The organism is Chitinimonas sp. BJYL2, assembly GCF_027257935.1.
Lineage (GTDB): Bacteria > Pseudomonadota > Gammaproteobacteria > Burkholderiales > Chitinimonadaceae > Chitinimonas.
The window spans coordinates 356,974-371,861 of record NZ_JANZKW010000002.1 but is presented as its reverse complement, the minus strand read 5'-3'; the positions used below and the strand labels follow the sequence as shown (position 1 = coordinate 371,861).

11 protein-coding genes are annotated in these 14,888 nt (G+C 61.6%); 7 read left to right on the top strand and 4 right to left on the bottom strand.

Going from position 1 to position 14,888, the window contains the following annotated elements; all coding sequences use genetic code 11:
• The first annotated feature begins 96 nt into the window (after positions 1–96).
• The 3 genes from O9X62_RS07290 (at position 97) to O9X62_RS07280 (ending at position 4,011) form a co-directional block, all read left to right on the top strand.
• Positions 97–1,494, top strand: a complete 1,398-nt coding sequence (locus O9X62_RS07290; RefSeq protein ID WP_269532142.1) for a methyl-accepting chemotaxis protein — start codon at positions 97–99, stop codon at positions 1,492–1,494.
• Positions 1,495–1,581: 87 nt separating this feature from the next.
• On the top strand, positions 1,582–2,556 hold the full coding sequence (locus tag O9X62_RS07285; RefSeq protein WP_269532141.1) for a quinone oxidoreductase: 975 nt from the start codon (positions 1,582–1,584) through the stop codon (positions 2,554–2,556).
• A 234-nt stretch (positions 2,557–2,790) separates the two neighbouring features.
• Entirely contained in the window at positions 2,791–4,011 is a 1,221-nt protein-coding gene (locus O9X62_RS07280) for a multidrug effflux MFS transporter (RefSeq protein ID WP_269532140.1), read from the top strand.
• Between the two features lie 35 nt (positions 4,012–4,046).
• On the opposite strand, the gene O9X62_RS07275 is transcribed toward O9X62_RS07280, so the two are convergent.
• On the bottom strand, positions 4,047–4,292 hold the full coding sequence (locus O9X62_RS07275) for a PhaM family polyhydroxyalkanoate granule multifunctional regulatory protein (protein ID WP_269532139.1): 246 nt from the start codon (positions 4,290–4,292) through the stop codon (positions 4,047–4,049).
• 109 nt (positions 4,293–4,401) lie between these two features.
• Positions 4,402–6,681, bottom strand: coding sequence for an NADP-dependent malic enzyme (locus tag O9X62_RS07270; protein ID WP_269532138.1), 2,280 nt, complete (start codon positions 6,679–6,681; stop codon positions 4,402–4,404).
• 307 nt (positions 6,682–6,988) lie between these two features.
• On the opposite strand from O9X62_RS07270, the gene O9X62_RS07265 reads away from it, so the two are divergent.
• The 3 genes from O9X62_RS07265 (at position 6,989) to O9X62_RS07255 (ending at position 11,286) form a co-directional block, all read left to right on the top strand.
• Positions 6,989–8,299 carry a hypothetical protein gene (locus O9X62_RS07265; RefSeq protein WP_269532137.1) on the top strand — a complete coding sequence of 437 codons (1,311 nt, stop codon included), beginning with the start codon at positions 6,989–6,991 and terminating at the stop codon, positions 8,297–8,299.
• Positions 8,300–8,425: 126 nt separating this feature from the next.
• Positions 8,426–10,273: an HAD family acid phosphatase gene (locus tag O9X62_RS07260; protein ID WP_269532136.1), complete on the top strand. Its 1,848-nt coding sequence runs from the start codon at positions 8,426–8,428 to the stop codon at positions 10,271–10,273.
• The gene (locus O9X62_RS07255; RefSeq protein ID WP_269532135.1) at positions 10,270–11,286 is read left to right on the top strand and encodes a Gfo/Idh/MocA family protein; all 1,017 of its coding nucleotides are present in this window, start codon (positions 10,270–10,272) and stop codon (positions 11,284–11,286) included. The genes O9X62_RS07260 and O9X62_RS07255 overlap by 4 nt, the downstream gene beginning before the upstream one ends.
• Positions 11,287–11,401: 115 nt before the next feature.
• Here O9X62_RS07255 and O9X62_RS07250 read toward each other — a convergent pair whose 3' ends face one another.
• Both O9X62_RS07250 and O9X62_RS07245 read right to left on the bottom strand, forming a co-directional pair.
• On the bottom strand, positions 11,402–13,042 hold the full coding sequence (locus O9X62_RS07250; protein ID WP_269532649.1) for an electron transfer flavoprotein-ubiquinone oxidoreductase: 1,641 nt from the start codon (positions 13,040–13,042) through the stop codon (positions 11,402–11,404).
• A 211-nt stretch (positions 13,043–13,253) separates the two neighbouring features.
• Entirely contained in the window at positions 13,254–14,159 is a 906-nt protein-coding gene (locus O9X62_RS07245; protein ID WP_269532134.1) for a LysR family transcriptional regulator, read from the bottom strand.
• A gap of 95 nt (positions 14,160–14,254) precedes the next feature.
• Between O9X62_RS07245 and O9X62_RS07240 the strand changes: the two genes are divergently transcribed.
• Positions 14,255–14,872: a GNAT family N-acetyltransferase gene (locus O9X62_RS07240; RefSeq protein ID WP_269532133.1), complete on the top strand. Its 618-nt coding sequence runs from the start codon at positions 14,255–14,257 to the stop codon at positions 14,870–14,872.
• Positions 14,873–14,888: the final 16 nt, after the last annotated feature.

The window sequence follows — 14,888 nt, the reverse complement described above, 5'->3', positions numbered from 1 at the left end:
CCTTTTTATATTCGATACGACAGTGTGAATTGCTGGATGCCTTGGCGGGTATTGGTCTAGCATGAATCGTCATCGCACCCCCCAGCCAGGTCTGCCGTGTTCGACTTCACCAGTATCCGTCTCAAGCTCAATCTGCTTTTTGTGGTGATCGTGACCGCCGTGTTGGCGGCGTCCGGCGCTTACAACTACGACAAGACCCGTGCCGAACTCATGTCGCGCCGTCAGGCCGATATCGAGGGTATGCTGAGCCGGCTTTCCCAGTCGCTGCCCGTCGCGGTCTGGAACTTCGACGCTACCCAGGCCGAAAGCATCGTGCGCTCCGAGTTCAACAGGGGCTTTGTGCGCGGCATCATCGTCAATACCGAGGAAAAGCTGTTCCTGAGTCTGCGTGGCGATGCCAGCGGCCGTATTGAACAGGGTGCGCCTCGTGTCGGCGAAGACGATGTACGCAAATCCGCTGAACTCAGCTATTCCGCCAGTGGCGCAAACCGCACCGTCGGCCGAGTGGAAGTCGTGGTGAGCAACGCCGATATTTACGCGCAGCTCAGTGATCGACGATTGTTCATCATTGGTCAGATCGTCGTGCTGGATGTGATCCTTGTACTCGCATTGTCGCTGGCACTCGGTCGCATTGTGATCAACCCGCTCATGCGGGTCAGTGCTGCGTTGAACTCGATCTCACAAGGGCAGTTGCGGGTCAGCCTGTCGGTGCAAAGTCGTGACGAAATCGGTCAGCTGGCGGCCTCGGTTCGGCAGATGAGCGATACGCTGGGTGAGGTGATTGGCAAGGTACGCCACTCTACCGAACTGGTAACGGATGCCGCTGCCCAGATCAGTGGTGCGGCACTTTCCCTCTCGGCCGCCAGCAGCAGCCAGGCAGCCAGCGTGGAAGAAACCAGCGCCTCCATGGAGCAGATCACCGCTTCGGTGGCGCAGAATACCGAAAATGCCCGTGTGACCGACAATATCGCCATGCAGAACGTCGAGCAGGCTGAGGCTGGCGGCGATGCGGTGCGCAAGACCGTACAGGCCATGAACCAGATCGCCGAGAAAATCGGCGTGGTGGACGAAATCGCCTACCAGACCAATATGCTCGCTCTTAATGCTGCCATTGAGGCCGCCCGTGCCGGTGCGCATGGCAAAGGCTTTGCCGTGGTGGCACAGGAAGTCCGCAAGCTGGCGGAGCGCAGCCAGAATGCGGCACGCGAGATCGGCGACCTGGCGGAGGAAAGCGTCAAGCTCGCGAATCAGGCGGGTGAGCTGTTCGATGTAATGGTGCCCAGCATCACCAAGACGGCCTCGCTGGTTCAGGAGATTGCCGGTGCCTCCAGTGATCAGACCAGCAGCATTGAACAGATCCATTCCGGCATTTCGCAAATCAGCTTGTCCATGCAATCCAACGCAGCTGCGGCGGAGGAACTATCGGCCACGGCTAATTCCATGACCGAGCAGTCCAACGACCTGCGTGGCGCGGTGGCTTACTTCAAGACCTGAGAGCGCATTACCTACATGGGCCCGTGACTGGTTCACGGGCCTTTTTCGTTGATCAGGTCCGTTTATCCAACCATCAGGAGCCATCTCATGGATTACGCCATCCGCTTTGCCGCCACGGGCGGGCCGGAGGTACTGGAGCGCGTGCCCGTCGTGGTTGCCGATCCAGCACCAGGTGAAGTGCGGGTACGCCACCACGCGGTCGGCCTCAACTTCATTGATACCTATCAGCGCAGTGGTCTGTACCCCGTGAGCCTGCCCTCGGGCTTGGGCAGTGAGGCGGCAGGGGTGGTAGAGGCTGTGGGTGCCAACGTGGCAGGCTTGGCTCCAGGTGACCGGGTCGCCTATGCCGGCGGGCCGCTGGGTGCTTATGCCAGCGTGCGCAACCTGCCTGCCGACAAGCTGGTTTCATTGCCCGATGGCATTTCCTTCGAGATGGCGGCCGCCATGATGCTGCAAGGGCTGACCGCTGAGTATCTGTTACGCCGCACCTACGCCGTCCAGCCGGGCGACGCCGTGTTGATTCATGCTGCCGCAGGTGGGGTAGGGCAGATTGCTGTGCAGTGGGCCAAATCCCTGGGCGCCTTTGTGGTGGCAACTGCCGGCGGTCCGGAAAAGGTCGCTCTCGCCAAATCTCTGGGTGCGGATGTGGCTATTGACTACCGTGGTGAGGATTGGGTGGCGGCCACGCGCACCGCTACCGGCGGCAAGGGTGTACGTGTGGTCTATGACGGCGTGGGCAAGGATACCTTTCTCGGCTCGCTCGATTGTCTGGCGACGCGCGGCATGATGGTCACCTACGGCAATGCCTCTGGTCCGGTGCCGGAAATTTCCCCGCTACTGCTGTCGCAAAAGGGTTCGTTGTTTCTTACCCGACCCACCTTGGGACATTACACCGCTACTCGCGACGAACTGGTGCAGGCTGCGTCAGCCCTGTTTGACGTCGTGCTCGCCGGCAAGGTGCGTATCAGCATTGCCCAGCGCTATCCCTTGGCTGAGGTGGCCCAGGCACACACTGATCTGGCGACACGCAAGACGGTGGGTTCGACGATTCTGCTCCCGTAGTCCCCCGCCGCAGGCAGGGTAACGCACCGCACAGGAGCCGCTTCAACCACGAACGAGTCACATAGTTGCATGGCGTGGCTTTGGGCTGACGCGGCAGCGTTCAATGGCTGCGCACCTGAAGCGGCGCCTGCGTAGACATTGTCATGCCGTCCGCCGGAACCCTGCCAACTGTGCCGGGTCAGTTCCATGACGGATCGGTACACTTGCTGGCTGATCGCTGACAGGTAGTTGTGCATGTCCTCTGGCAATCCCCCCGAAACCTCCCGTGGCGTTCTGGTCCTGCTGCTGGCTGGACTGGCCATGTTCGGCCCCTTTTCCATCGATACGATTTTCCCCGTGTTCCCGGAGATGGAGCGGGCGCTAGGTATTGATGCTGTGCAGATGCAGCAGACCATCAGCGTGTATCTGTTAGCCTATGCCTTGATGGCATTGCTGCATGGCCCGATGTCGGATGCGCTGGGCCGCCGCGTCGTCATCCTGACCGGCATTGTGGTCTTCGTGATCGCCTCGATCGGTTGCGCGCTATCAACATCGCTGGGCCAGTTGCTGGTATTTCGCGCCTTGCAGGGTTTCTCGGCGGGCTCCGGGCTCATCGTCGGTCGCGCCATCATCCGCGATTGTTTCCATGGGGCGACTGCGCAACGTGTGATGTCCCGCATCACCATGGTTTTCGGCGTGGCGCCAGCCATTGCCCCCATCATCGGCGGCCTGATCGGAACTCGGCTGGGCTGGGAAGCCATCTTCTGGTTCCTGACCCTGTTCGGTATCGCGCTGCTGGCCGTGTGCTGGCGTTGGCTCCCAGAGACCCACCCGCCATCTGAGCGCTCGCCACTCAAGCCAGGGCCTTTGTTCGGCCGTTATCTGGACATGCTCCGTAACCCGCAGTTCATGTGGCTGTGCTTGTCCGGCTCTTTCAATTTCTCTGCCTTGTTCATCTACATTGCGTCTGCGCCGGCCTTTGTGCTCACGCACATGCAGATGGGCCCCACTGATTTTGGCTACTTCTTTGTACCCGCCATCATGGGCATGATGACGGGCGCCTATCTGTCTGGTCGCCGCGCCGGCCGCCATACCCCCGGCAGCAATGTCAGGTTGGCATACCGGGTCATGTTGCTGGCGGGTATGGTCAATATTGCGTACTGCCTTTGGGCGCCGCAGCTTAGCTGGCCCTGGGCGGTAATACCCGTCATGATCAACGGCGCCGGTATCTCTCTGGCATTTCCTACGCTGACCCTGCTGCTGCTGGATCTTTATCCGCATGAGCGCGGTACGGCCTCATCCCTGCAGTCGTTCATCCAGCTGACGATCAGTGCGTTGGTCGCGGGGGTGGTGTCGCCTTGGCTGGCGCCACAGGCTGCCGGTCTGGCGACCGGGGCTTTTTGCGCCACCCTCATCGGCGCAGCTTGCTGGCGTCTGGCACGGCGCTCGGGTGTGAGTGCAGACGAGATCCACTGAGTCTGTTGGCAGGCCCTAGCGGCCCCCGCAAAGGCTTACTCGGTGGCGGGTTTGTCGCGGGGTTTGAGTGCCGCGAGGCTGGCTTGCTGTAGTTCGAGTGTCTTGATGCTCATCTGGACCATGCCCACTTGCAGGGTGAGCCACTGCTCAACCGTTTTCAGTTCGCTGATCTTGCGTGCGCACTCTTCTTCGCTCATCGGCGGCATGAAGGCTTGCATGCCTTCCATGGGCTTGAAAAACTGGGTGAACAGATTGAAGGGGTTGTTCTGCTGGTCGCTCATGGGTGTTCCTCCTCGTTCACCATGATGGCAGAGCGCCAGTAAAAACGCCCCGTAAATCACGGGGCGTTTTTACTGGGTGCCGCTAATCAAGCCAGCAATGCCGGCATGCTTAACCCAGCTGTGCTGCCTCCACGGCTGCCAGCGCTGTCATGTTGACGATGCGGCGTACGGATGCAGTCGGCGTCAGGATATGCACGGGTTTGTCTACGCCGAGGAGGATCGGGCCGATGGTGACACCATCTGCCGCGCTGACCTTGAGCAGGTTGAACGCGATATTGGCCGCGTCCAGCGTCGGCATCACCAGCACATTAGCCTCGCCCTTGAGCGTGGAATCCGGCATCACCATCTCGCGGATGCTGCCCGACAGCGCGGCATCACCGTGCATTTCGCCATCCACTTCCAGATCGGGTGCCATGCTCTGGATCAGTGCCAGCGCTTCACGCATTTTCAGCGAAGTGGGCGAATCCACCGAGCCGAAGCTCGAATGCGAGAGCAGGGCGACCTTGGGCACGATACCGAAATTGCGCACGGCTTTGGCGGCCATCAGCGTGATCTCGGCAATCTGCTCGGCCGTCGGGTCCGGGTTCACATAGGTATCGGCGATAAACACGTTGCCACGCGGCAGGATCAGCGCGTTCATGGCGGCGTAGGTGTGCGTGTCGCTCTTGCGGCCGATGGTCTGGCACACGAAGTCGAGGTGATCCTGATAGTGGCCATAGGTGCCGCAGATCATCGCGTCGGCCTCGCCACGGCGCATCATCAGCGCGCCGATCAGGGTCGTCTTGCGGCGCACTTCGCGCTTGGCGAATTCCTGGCTCACGCCACGGCGCTTCATCAGCTCGTAGTACTCGGTCCAGTATTCGCGGTAGCGCGGGTCGTTCTCGTTGTTGACGAGTTCAAAGTCCACGCCGGGGCGAATGCGCAGGCCGCTCTTCTCGATGCGCATGTCCACCACGGCCGGGCGGCCGATCAGGATCGGCTGGGCCAGGCCTTGATCGACGATTTCCTGCACGGCATGCAGCACGCGCTGGTCTTCGCCCTCGGCAAACACGACACGCTTCTTGGCTTTTTTGGCGGCCAGGAACACGGGCTTCATGAACAGGTTGGACTTGTACACGAACTGCAGCAGCGACTCGTGGTATGCCGCCATATCGGTAATCGGCCGTGTGGCCACACCCGAATCCATGGCCGCTTGCGCCACGGCCGGCGCGATCTTCACGATCAGGCGCGGGTCGAACGGCTTGGGAATGATGTAGTCGGGGCCGAAGGTCAGCGACTGGCCCATGTAGGCATCGGCCACCACATCGCTTTGCTCGGCCATGGCCAGGTCGGCGATTGCACGCACGCAAGCGAGCTTCATTGCATCGTTGATCGTGGTGGCGCCTACGTCGAGCGCGCCACGGAAGATAAACGGGAAGCACAGCACATTGTTGACCTGATTCGGGAAGTCCGAACGGCCGGTACAGATAATGGCGTCGGGACGCGCCTCCTTGGCTAGCGGCGGGAGGATTTCCGGTTCCGGGTTGGCCAGGGCCAGGATCAGCGGGTGGCCGGCCATGGACTTGACCATGTCTTGCGACACCAGCTTGGGGCCGGAGAGGCCGAGGAAAATGTCGGCGCCGACCATCGCATCCTTGAGCGTGCGGAAGTCGGTCTTCTGCGCATAACGCTTCTTGGATTCGTCGAGCTTGTCCCAGTCTTCGCGGTCGGTGTGGACCACGCCTTTGGAGTCGCAGGCGATGATGTTCTCGGGCTTCATGCCCAATTGAACGAGCAGGTTCAGGCAGGCAATGGCGGCTGCGCCTGCGCCGGATACCACCAAGCGAACGCGGGCAATGTCCTTGTCGACGATGCGCAGGCCGTTGAGGACGGCGGCGGCGGTGATGATGGCGGTACCGTGCTGGTCGTCATGGAACACAGGAATGCCCATGCGCTCGCGGCACTTCTGCTCCACATAGAAGCACTCGGGTGCCTTGATGTCTTCGAGGTTGACGCCGCCGAACGTGGGTTCGAGTGCGCAGATGATATCGACGAGCTTGTCGGGGTCGTTCTCGTTCACCTCGATATCGAATACATCGATACCGGCGAACTTCTTGAACAGCACGCCTTTGCCTTCCATCACCGGCTTACCGGCCAGTGCGCCGATATTGCCGAGGCCCAGCACGGCGGTGCCGTTGGAGATCACGGCAACCAGATTGCCGCGGGCGGTGTATTTGTAGGCGTTGAGGGGGTCTTCAACAATGGCGTCGCACGCGGCGGCTACACCCGGCGAGTAAGCCAACGCCAAGTCGCGCTGGCTGGCCAACGGCTTGGTGGGGGACACCTGAATCTTGCCGGGCTTGGGAAACTGGTGGTACTCCAATGCGCTTTTGCGCAGTTCTTCATCCATCTCTCGCTCCAACTCATGGCTTGGTCGTTGGGCTGGGATTATAGGCCCCTCGGGCCATCTGGCCGAGCAGGAAAACCCGTTCAGGCGCCTTCGGGTAAACCGATGGCGCAAAGCCGACACTTCGTCTCGACCGCGCAACGGCCAGAAATCTGCACGGGAACTCTCTGTATCGGGCTTGTATCCGATACCATTACGTTCTTTGCCGTGGCGGGCGGATTTGTATCTGTCCGGCATCCATGCAGCAACGCGCTCGCAACATGGGGCGCAGGCTCAATCGGGGCCGTTCATTTCCGAAAGGATTTACGCAGTGGTTCACAATCTGATTTCGCGCTGGTGGCGTCTGGCGCTGCTGATTCCGTTCCTGGTATTGGCCGCTTGTAATAGCAGCGGTACCAAGGACAAGCCTGAGCAGGCACCACAGAATTTCACGGTGACGCCGGGCGATGGCCAGGTCACCATTACCTGGACCGATGATCCTGCACTGACTTACTGGGTATTTGGCGCTGCCGCGACGACCGTGACACCGGATACCTACGCCACCTTCCCTGAGGCGCGCGTGTTGTGGCCGGTCCGCTCGCCGCTGGTGGTGTCGGGTCTGACCAATGGCAAGACTTACGCCTTTACGATCAATGCGACCCGTTCGGGCAGTGGTGCCGGGCCCGCCGCCACCTCAATTTCGGCGATCCCGCGCACTGCCGGCAATAGCTGGACGAACTCGACGGTAGGTACGGCAGATTTCAATGCCGTGCAGTTCAATCCCTATACCAGCACCTTCCTGAGCGTGGGTAATGGTGGTGCGGCCTATACCAGCACGGACGGCAGCAACTGGACCGCCCGCACGACGGGTGTGAGCGCTGATCTGGTCGGATTGTTCTTTGATAACGTGCAGTTCCTGGCGCTGGCCAGTGATGGCAAGGTGCTGACCAGTTCGGATGCGGCTACATGGACGGCCAAGACGGCGACGTGGGATGCAGGTTTCACCACGCAACCCCGTCCGCGTATCCGCCATCTGGTGTCCGCTGCGGGTGCGCTGGTCTATTTTGCAGTTGGCGAGAACGGGACGCTCGTTTCCGCGATCCCTGATCTGAGCGCTTGGGTGGTCGAGAACACCGGCACCACCCGCAATCTGAATCGTGGTTACTTCAATTCGACCATTGGTTTCATTGTGGTGGGTGACGGCGGCACTATTCTGACCAGCCCGGTGCCTACCTCGACAACCGCGCAAGCTACGCGCGTCTGGACCCAGCGCAACAGTGGCACCACCGAAGATCTGCACGGCATCTATCAGGCGACGGTGACGCAGAAGGATGCCACCACGGGTGCCGAGACAGCAGTGGTGAACTACTTTGTCGTAGGCAAGAAGGGCACCATTCTGCGTAGTACTGATCTGGTGACTTGGACTGCAGATGTATCCAACACCACCCAAGATCTCTATGCGCTCAGTGGCTACTCGCAACTGCTGGCCGTCGGTGCCAATGGCACGGTGGTGATTCGCGGTACGGATGGCAAGTGGATGCCGGCTAGCACCGGCAACGCAGCTCAGTTGGGTGACCTGGTTGTCGGCGGCGCACGTTTTGTGGCGGTCGGTAAGGCGGGTGCCATCTCCACGGCTTATTGATGCTGGATGTTCCAGGCCGAGGGCCCCGGTAACGGGGCCTTTTGCTTTGGTTTTGTCACTGAATAGCTCAGCACTAACATGGCGGCGTCGGGGCGATCCCCCGCGTCCCTTTGCAAGGAATTTCTCATGCCGAAGTTATCCCTGTTTCTGGCGGCGCTATTAAGCGCTTGGAGCACCCCGGCGCTCGCGGCCGAACCTACGGGCGCCAATCTCGCCAAACTGAATGCTGTGTGGTGGTATCACCTGTCGGAAGAGGCGCAGCTGAATGCGCAAACGGTCTACCAAGCGGCGATCGACCAGTTGCCCAGTGCCGTGCGCAAACCCGGGATTGCCACCCTGTCCCGGGAGGCCACACCCAAGGGCGTGAAGACGACGGCCAATGCGGTGGTGCTCGATATCGACGAAACCGTGCTCAATAACTCGGCGTTCAATGCCTGGCTCATGCGGGAGAATCGCGATTACAGCGAGGCCGCCTGGCAGGACTGGGTTGCCAAGGGTGAGGCCAAGCCACTGCCAGGAGCGTTGGACTTTGTGCGCAAGGCCCGCGCCTTGGATGTGCAGGTTTACTACGTTACCAATCGTGAATGTGTCGCCAAAGACGGTGAGGCGTGTCCCGCAGAGTCCCACACCATCCGCAATCTGCGCGAACTCGGGTTTCCGGATGTGACACCAGAGTTCCTGCTGCTGAAGAACGAGCAGCCCGGCTGGGTGAGCGACAAAACAGGCCGGCGCAGCCTGCTGGCAGCGCAAGGCAAGCGCATTGTCATGCTGCTTGGCGACGATCTGCGCGACTTCCTGCCGGCGGCCGAGGCCGATGCGCTACGTGCCGGCAAACCCAGCGCCGAAGCCAAGGCGGCTTTGTCCCTGTTTGGTAAGCGCTGGTTCATGCTGCCCAACCCCATGTACGGCTCCTGGGATCGGGCCATGCCGGCCAATCTGGCCGCACGTGCTGCCCGATTGAATCCGCCTAGCGGCTGGGACGCACCGGCCGCAGCAACGGGCCTGAAGTTGGCGACCTGGAATATTGCCTGGCTGGCCAATGCGCCACTCGACGAGCCCATGGCGCAACGCTGTGAGGAGGAGGCGCGCTCCTTCCGCAACTTTGATGATCGACCCACCGCCGTGTGCCGAAATGGCGGCCCGTTCCGTCGGGCGACGGACTATCAGCGACTGGCGCGTCACGCCAAGCTGGTGGATGCCGACATCTTGGCCTTCCAGGAAGTGGAAGGGCTGGATGCCATTCAGCGCATCATGGATGGCAAGGGCGAGTTGTCGATCGGTACCGACGTGATTGCACCTGGCTCCTATGTGATGGGCGCCTTTCCTGGCGGCGGCTGGCAGAAGGTCGGGATTGCCGTGCGCAAAAGTGTGCTCAAGCCCGGCACGACACCCGTATTCAAACCGTTCAGCCAGATTGGCGAACCGCTTGATCGGGATCAGCGCGGTGCGCTGGAGGCGCAGCTGGAGTTGGCCGATGGCAGCAAGCTGACGGTGCTGGCCCTGCACCTCAAGTCCCGCTGTGCCGCAGGTAGTCTCAATGCCCCAACCGATCACTGCCGCATGCTGGTGAAGCAGGCACCGATCCTGAGCCGCTGGATCGCAGCCAAGGAAAAGGCCGGCGAGCGTTACGTGATTCTGGGCGACTTCAACCGTGAGCTGGCTAGCGAGCGTGCCGGCGATGCCGATACCTTGACGCGCTGGATTGAAAACGGCGAGGGCAATCTGAGCCAGGCACCCATTATTGCGCCAACCGCGGCGTTCAAGCACCCGGCTGGTTGCTACAACCCGCGCTATCCCGGCAACAGCATCGACCACATTGTGCTCGGTGGTGGTGCAGAGCGCGGGTGGGTAGCAGGTTCGGTGGAAGCCGTGCCATATCGCGACCCGCAAACCGGCGCTGCGCTGACCGACCATGCCAAGGTGCGTGATCTGTACTCGGATCATTGCGTCATCACCACGCGCTGGCAGCCATGATGCCGATGCGCTGGGCGATCATCGGCCCCGGCAAGATCGCCCGGCGCTTTGCCGAGGCCGTCAACGCCTTACCGGATGCCAGCCTTGTTGCCGTGATTGCACGGGATGGCGCACGCGGCGCCGGGTTTGCCAGCGCATGGCAAGCCCCGGACGCTGCACCCATCAAGGTCTACACCGATCTGGCTCAGGCACTGGGCGATGACGGCATCGATGCCGTGTATATCGCCACTCCGCACTCGGCACATGGCGAGGCGATCCAGGCCTGCCTGATCGCGGGCAAGCCCGTGCTTTGCGAGAAGCCGCTGGTACCCAGTGCTGCGATTGCCGAGCCCCTGCTGGCGCTGGCACAGGCGCGCGGGGTGTTTCTGATGGAAGCGGTGTGGACACGCTTCCTGCCCATCTACCAGCAGATGGGCCGGTGGCTGGCCAGCGGCGCGATTGGCCGCTTGCGCAGCATCCAGTCCAGCTTCTGCTTTGCTGCCAATGCCGGACCGGAGAGCCGCGTCTTTAGCCCGGCGTTGGCGGGCGGGGCCTTGCTGGATATCGGCATCTACAACCTCACCGCCATCCGCTGGGCGCTCGCGCAGCAAAGCGACATGCCCGCGCTGGTGGATATGCATGTCGATGGTGTGCTGGCCAAGACCGGTGTGGATGAGCGCATCAGCGCTCAACTGCGCTTTGCCGATGGCTGCCACGCCCAGTTTGTGTGTGCGTTTGATGCAATTGGCGACAATAGCCTGCGTTTGATCGGAGATGGTGGCTATATCGTGGTGCCCGAGATGTTCTGGCAGGGCACGCGCGCCAGCTTGCATGTGGCCGGGTGCGGAGCCGAGCAGGTTGAGGCTCCGTTTGAGATCAATGGTTTTGAATATGAAATCCGCGAGGCCATGCGCTGCATCCGTGCCGGGTTGATTGAGAGCCCGATCATGTCCCACGCGGAGACGCTAGCGATGTTGCGCTGGATGGATGCCATTCGTGAGCGGGTAGGGGTGAAGTATCCCTTTGAAGCCTGACGATCCGGCACTCGTTGGGGGCGGGTAGGGAGATATTGCCCATCCCGCGCGCAAGCGGACTTCCCCAAAACAAACGGCGACCTCATGGTCGCCGTTTTGTTGTTGAAGCACTGCCTTACATATTCGGATAGTTCGGGCCGCCACCACCCTCAGGCACCACCCAGTTGATGTTCTGGCTGGGGTCCTTGATATCGCAGGTCTTGCAGTGCACGCAGTTCTGCGCGTTGATCTGCAAGCGCGGCTGGCCTTCTTCGATCCCCACATATTCATATACGCCGGCTGGGCAAAAGCGCTGCTCGGGGCCGTTGTAGATGTTCCAGTTCACCGCAACCGGCACGCTGATGTTCTTGAGCGTGAGGTGGCTCGGCTGGTCTTCCTCGTGGTTGGTGTTGGAGATGAACACCGAACTCAGTTTGTCGAAGCTGATCTTGCCGTCGGGCTTGGGATAGTTGATCGGCGTGCAGTCAGCAGCGGGCAGCAAGGCTTCGTGGTCGGCCTTGCCGTGCTTGAAAGTCCACGGCAGGCGTATGCCCAGCGAGTGGCACCACATGTCGAAGCCGCCATAAATCGAACCGGCCCACAGACCGAAGCGGGTGACGGCGGGTTTGATATTGCGAACCTTGTCGAGGTCTTCCCACACCCATGAAGTGCGCAGCTTGTCGCTGTAGGCGGTCAGTTCGTCATGGCCGGCACGGCCAGCGGACAAGGCCTCGAATGCGGCTTCGGCGGCCAGCATGCCGCTCTTCATGGCGTTGTGGCTGCCCTTGATACGAGGCACGTTCACAAAGCCGGCCGAACAGCCGATCAGTGCGCCACCGGGGAAGGTCAGCTTGGGAATCGACTGCAGGCCGCCTTCGTTGATGGCGCGCGCGCCGTAGGCAATGCGCTTGCCGCCTTCGAAAAAGCCGCGGATGGCCGGGTGGGTCTTGAAGCGCTGGAATTCTTCAAACGGGCTCAGGTGCGGGTTTTCATAGTTCAGGTGAACCACGAAGCCGATGGCCACCTGATTGTCATCGAGGTGATACAAGAAAGCGCCGCCGCCGGCGTTGCCACCCAGCGGCCAGCCTTGGGAGTGGACAACGAGGCCTGGCTGATGCTGGGCCGGGTCTACCTGCCAGAGTTCCTTGATGCCGATGCCGAACTTCTGCGGATCGACGCCATCGCGCAGATCGAACTTGCCCTGGATTTCCTTGGCCAGCGAGCCGCGCACGCCTTCGGCGATCAGCGTGTATTTGGCATGCAGCTCCATGCCGCGCGCGTATTCGGGCTTGTGGGTGCCATCCTTGGCTACGCCCATATCGCCGGTGGCCACGCCCTTGACCGACCCGTCGTCGTGGTAGAGCACCTCAGCGGCGGCAAAGCCGGGGTAGATTTCCACGCCCAAGTCTTCGGCCTGCTGCGCCAGCCAGCGGCAGACATTGCCCAAGCTGACGATGTAGTTGCCGTGGTTATTCATCAGCGGCGGCAGCAGGAAGTTCGGAATCCGGTAGGACTCGTCTTCTTCCAGAATCAGGAAGCGGTCTTCAGTGACGGGCACATTGAGGGGGGCGCCGCGCTCTTTCCAGTCGGGGAACAGCTCGTTCATGGCGATCGGGTCGATCACGGCACCCGAGAGGATATGCGCGCCGACTTCGGAGCCTTTTTCAAGCACGCAAACGCTGAGTTCGCTGCCTTTTTCGGCCGCCAGTTGCTTGAGGCGGATCGCCGCAGACAGGCCGGAAGGGCCTGCGCCAACGATCACCACATCGTATTCCATGAATTCGCGTTCCACGGGGGATTCCTTGCTGTTTTTTGCTGGTGGATGGGCCGGTCAATGCGGGGAAGCGGCGCACCCTGAAATCGGAAAAATCGCGTAATGATGCGGGAATGGGGGTGCTAGCGTCAAAGCTGCCGGGTCGGTACAGGCCGACTCTGTGGGGCTTATGCCAGCGGGCGTTGCGTCTTCGGCAGCTGGGGCTTGGCTGCAGTCAGCCCGGGGACAGGCGAGCCCGCCACCGCGCACCGATTTCCCGTGCGCTGGCGAGCAGTAGTTCCCGCGTGGCATCAGGCCGCTTTCCAGCGCGGTAGGCCATCATCACCTCCCAGCGCCAGTCGGGCAGGTCGCAGATCGGAAGTGGCGCCAGCTCGCCTCGATCCAGCTCATCCAGCGCCGCTATGCGTGGCATGAAAACGATAAATCCATGGCTGCGCGCCAGATCGCAAGCGGTGGTGGCGGGCTGGTTGATGTGCAAGGGCAGATCGGCGCGGCGATGCTGCCGCAGCAGGCGCACGAGTGCGTCGGCATCGTGCCCCCACCATTGCGGCGAGACCCGCTCATTGGCCACATCGGCTAGTCGTAGTTGCGAACGAGTAGCCAGTGGGTGCGTGGGCGCGGCCAGCGCCACAATCGGGCTGCTGGCCAGCACCTCCAGATGGATGCCGGTAATGGTAGGGCGGTTGAACACGAAGGCCAGCTTGAGCCGGCCACTGAGTACGCGCTCCATCAGCTCAGGCGAGTGATCGGTGTGGCAATAGAGTTCCAGCGGTGCATCAGCCAATACGGCAATCAGCGGTGCAAACACCAGCGGTGCGAGCGAGGGCGGGCAGCCGACGCGCGCTTCGGGCAGCGCGGCGCTACCCTGGATGGCGAGCTTGCCGGCGTCCAGTTCGCTGAGTGCGCGGCGAACGGCGTCCAGGTAGGTCAGGCAGGCTGGTGTGGCAACGGCACCGCGTCGATGACGCTGAAACAGCGGCACGCCCAGCGTGGTTTCGAGCAGCGCCACGCGCTGGCTGACTTGAGGCTGCGACCAGCCGCGCGCCGCGGCAGCGCGGCTAAAGCTGCCCAGCTCAGCCACATCGCGCAATAGCTCAAGATCGCTGATTAGTAGAGACATTTGCTTTGCTTATAACAACTATAAGCAGGAATCGTATTCCTGAATGACAGGGGCTGCCAGACAATATGCACCATCCTGTCTGCCGGACCCATGCCATGCCTCGCCCCTGTGCCATCTCTCCGCTGACGACCGAACGCTTGATCCTGCGTGAACCCGTTGTTGCCGATATGGCCGCCGTGTGGGCAATCTTTGGCGACCCGGCAACCTGCCGCCACAACCCGGTCGGCCCCTTGCGCGACGAGGCCGCGGCGGCCGATCTGTTGTGGCGCTGGCAAATGCACTGGGTGCAGCATGGTTTTGGTCTGTGGGCGATTGCCGACAAGGCCAATCCGGACCGTGTGATCGGTTTTGGTGGACTGAGCTGGCGCGCCTATGGCGATACCCAGCGGCTGAATCTGGGCTTCCGCTTTGCTGTGGATGCCTGGGGCAAAGGGCTGGCCACCGAGCTGGGCGAGGCTGCGCTGCAAGTGGCATTTGATGTACTGGGTGCAGAGGCGGTACATGGACTGGTACGCCCCGATCATCTGGCATCGCAGCGCGTACTGGAAAAGCTGGGCATGCAGCCCGACGGTGAGCTGCAGGATTTCCCGTGGCTACCGGCAAGCAGCTTGTTCAAGCTGGGTAGCGAAACCTACGCGGCCAGCCATTGCCAGCAAAGCAAGCCTGCCGGCCGTTTGCTGGCAAGCCGGCAAGAGTCGGACCAAGTCGCCTGAACGTAGGGTGCAACAA

Coding starts and splice junctions, on each gene's coding strand:
- O9X62_RS07285 (WP_269532141.1), top strand. CDS start 1,582: ATGGATTACGCCATCCGCTTTGCCGCCACGGGCGGGCCGGAGGTACTG.
- O9X62_RS07280 (WP_269532140.1), top strand. CDS start 2,791: ATGTCCTCTGGCAATCCCCCCGAAACCTCCCGTGGCGTTCTGGTCCTG.
- O9X62_RS07275 (WP_269532139.1), bottom strand. CDS start 4,292: ATGAGCGACCAGCAGAACAACCCCTTCAATCTGTTCACCCAGTTTTTC.
- O9X62_RS07270 (WP_269532138.1), bottom strand. CDS start 6,681: ATGGATGAAGAACTGCGCAAAAGCGCATTGGAGTACCACCAGTTTCCC.
- O9X62_RS07260 (WP_269532136.1), top strand. CDS start 8,426: ATGCCGAAGTTATCCCTGTTTCTGGCGGCGCTATTAAGCGCTTGGAGC.
- O9X62_RS07255 (WP_269532135.1), top strand. CDS start 10,270: ATGATGCCGATGCGCTGGGCGATCATCGGCCCCGGCAAGATCGCCCGG.
- O9X62_RS07250 (WP_269532649.1), bottom strand. CDS start 13,042: ATGGAATACGATGTGGTGATCGTTGGCGCAGGCCCTTCCGGCCTGTCT.
- O9X62_RS07245 (WP_269532134.1), bottom strand. CDS start 14,159: ATGTCTCTACTAATCAGCGATCTTGAGCTATTGCGCGATGTGGCTGAG.
- O9X62_RS07240 (WP_269532133.1), top strand. CDS start 14,255: ATGCCTCGCCCCTGTGCCATCTCTCCGCTGACGACCGAACGCTTGATC.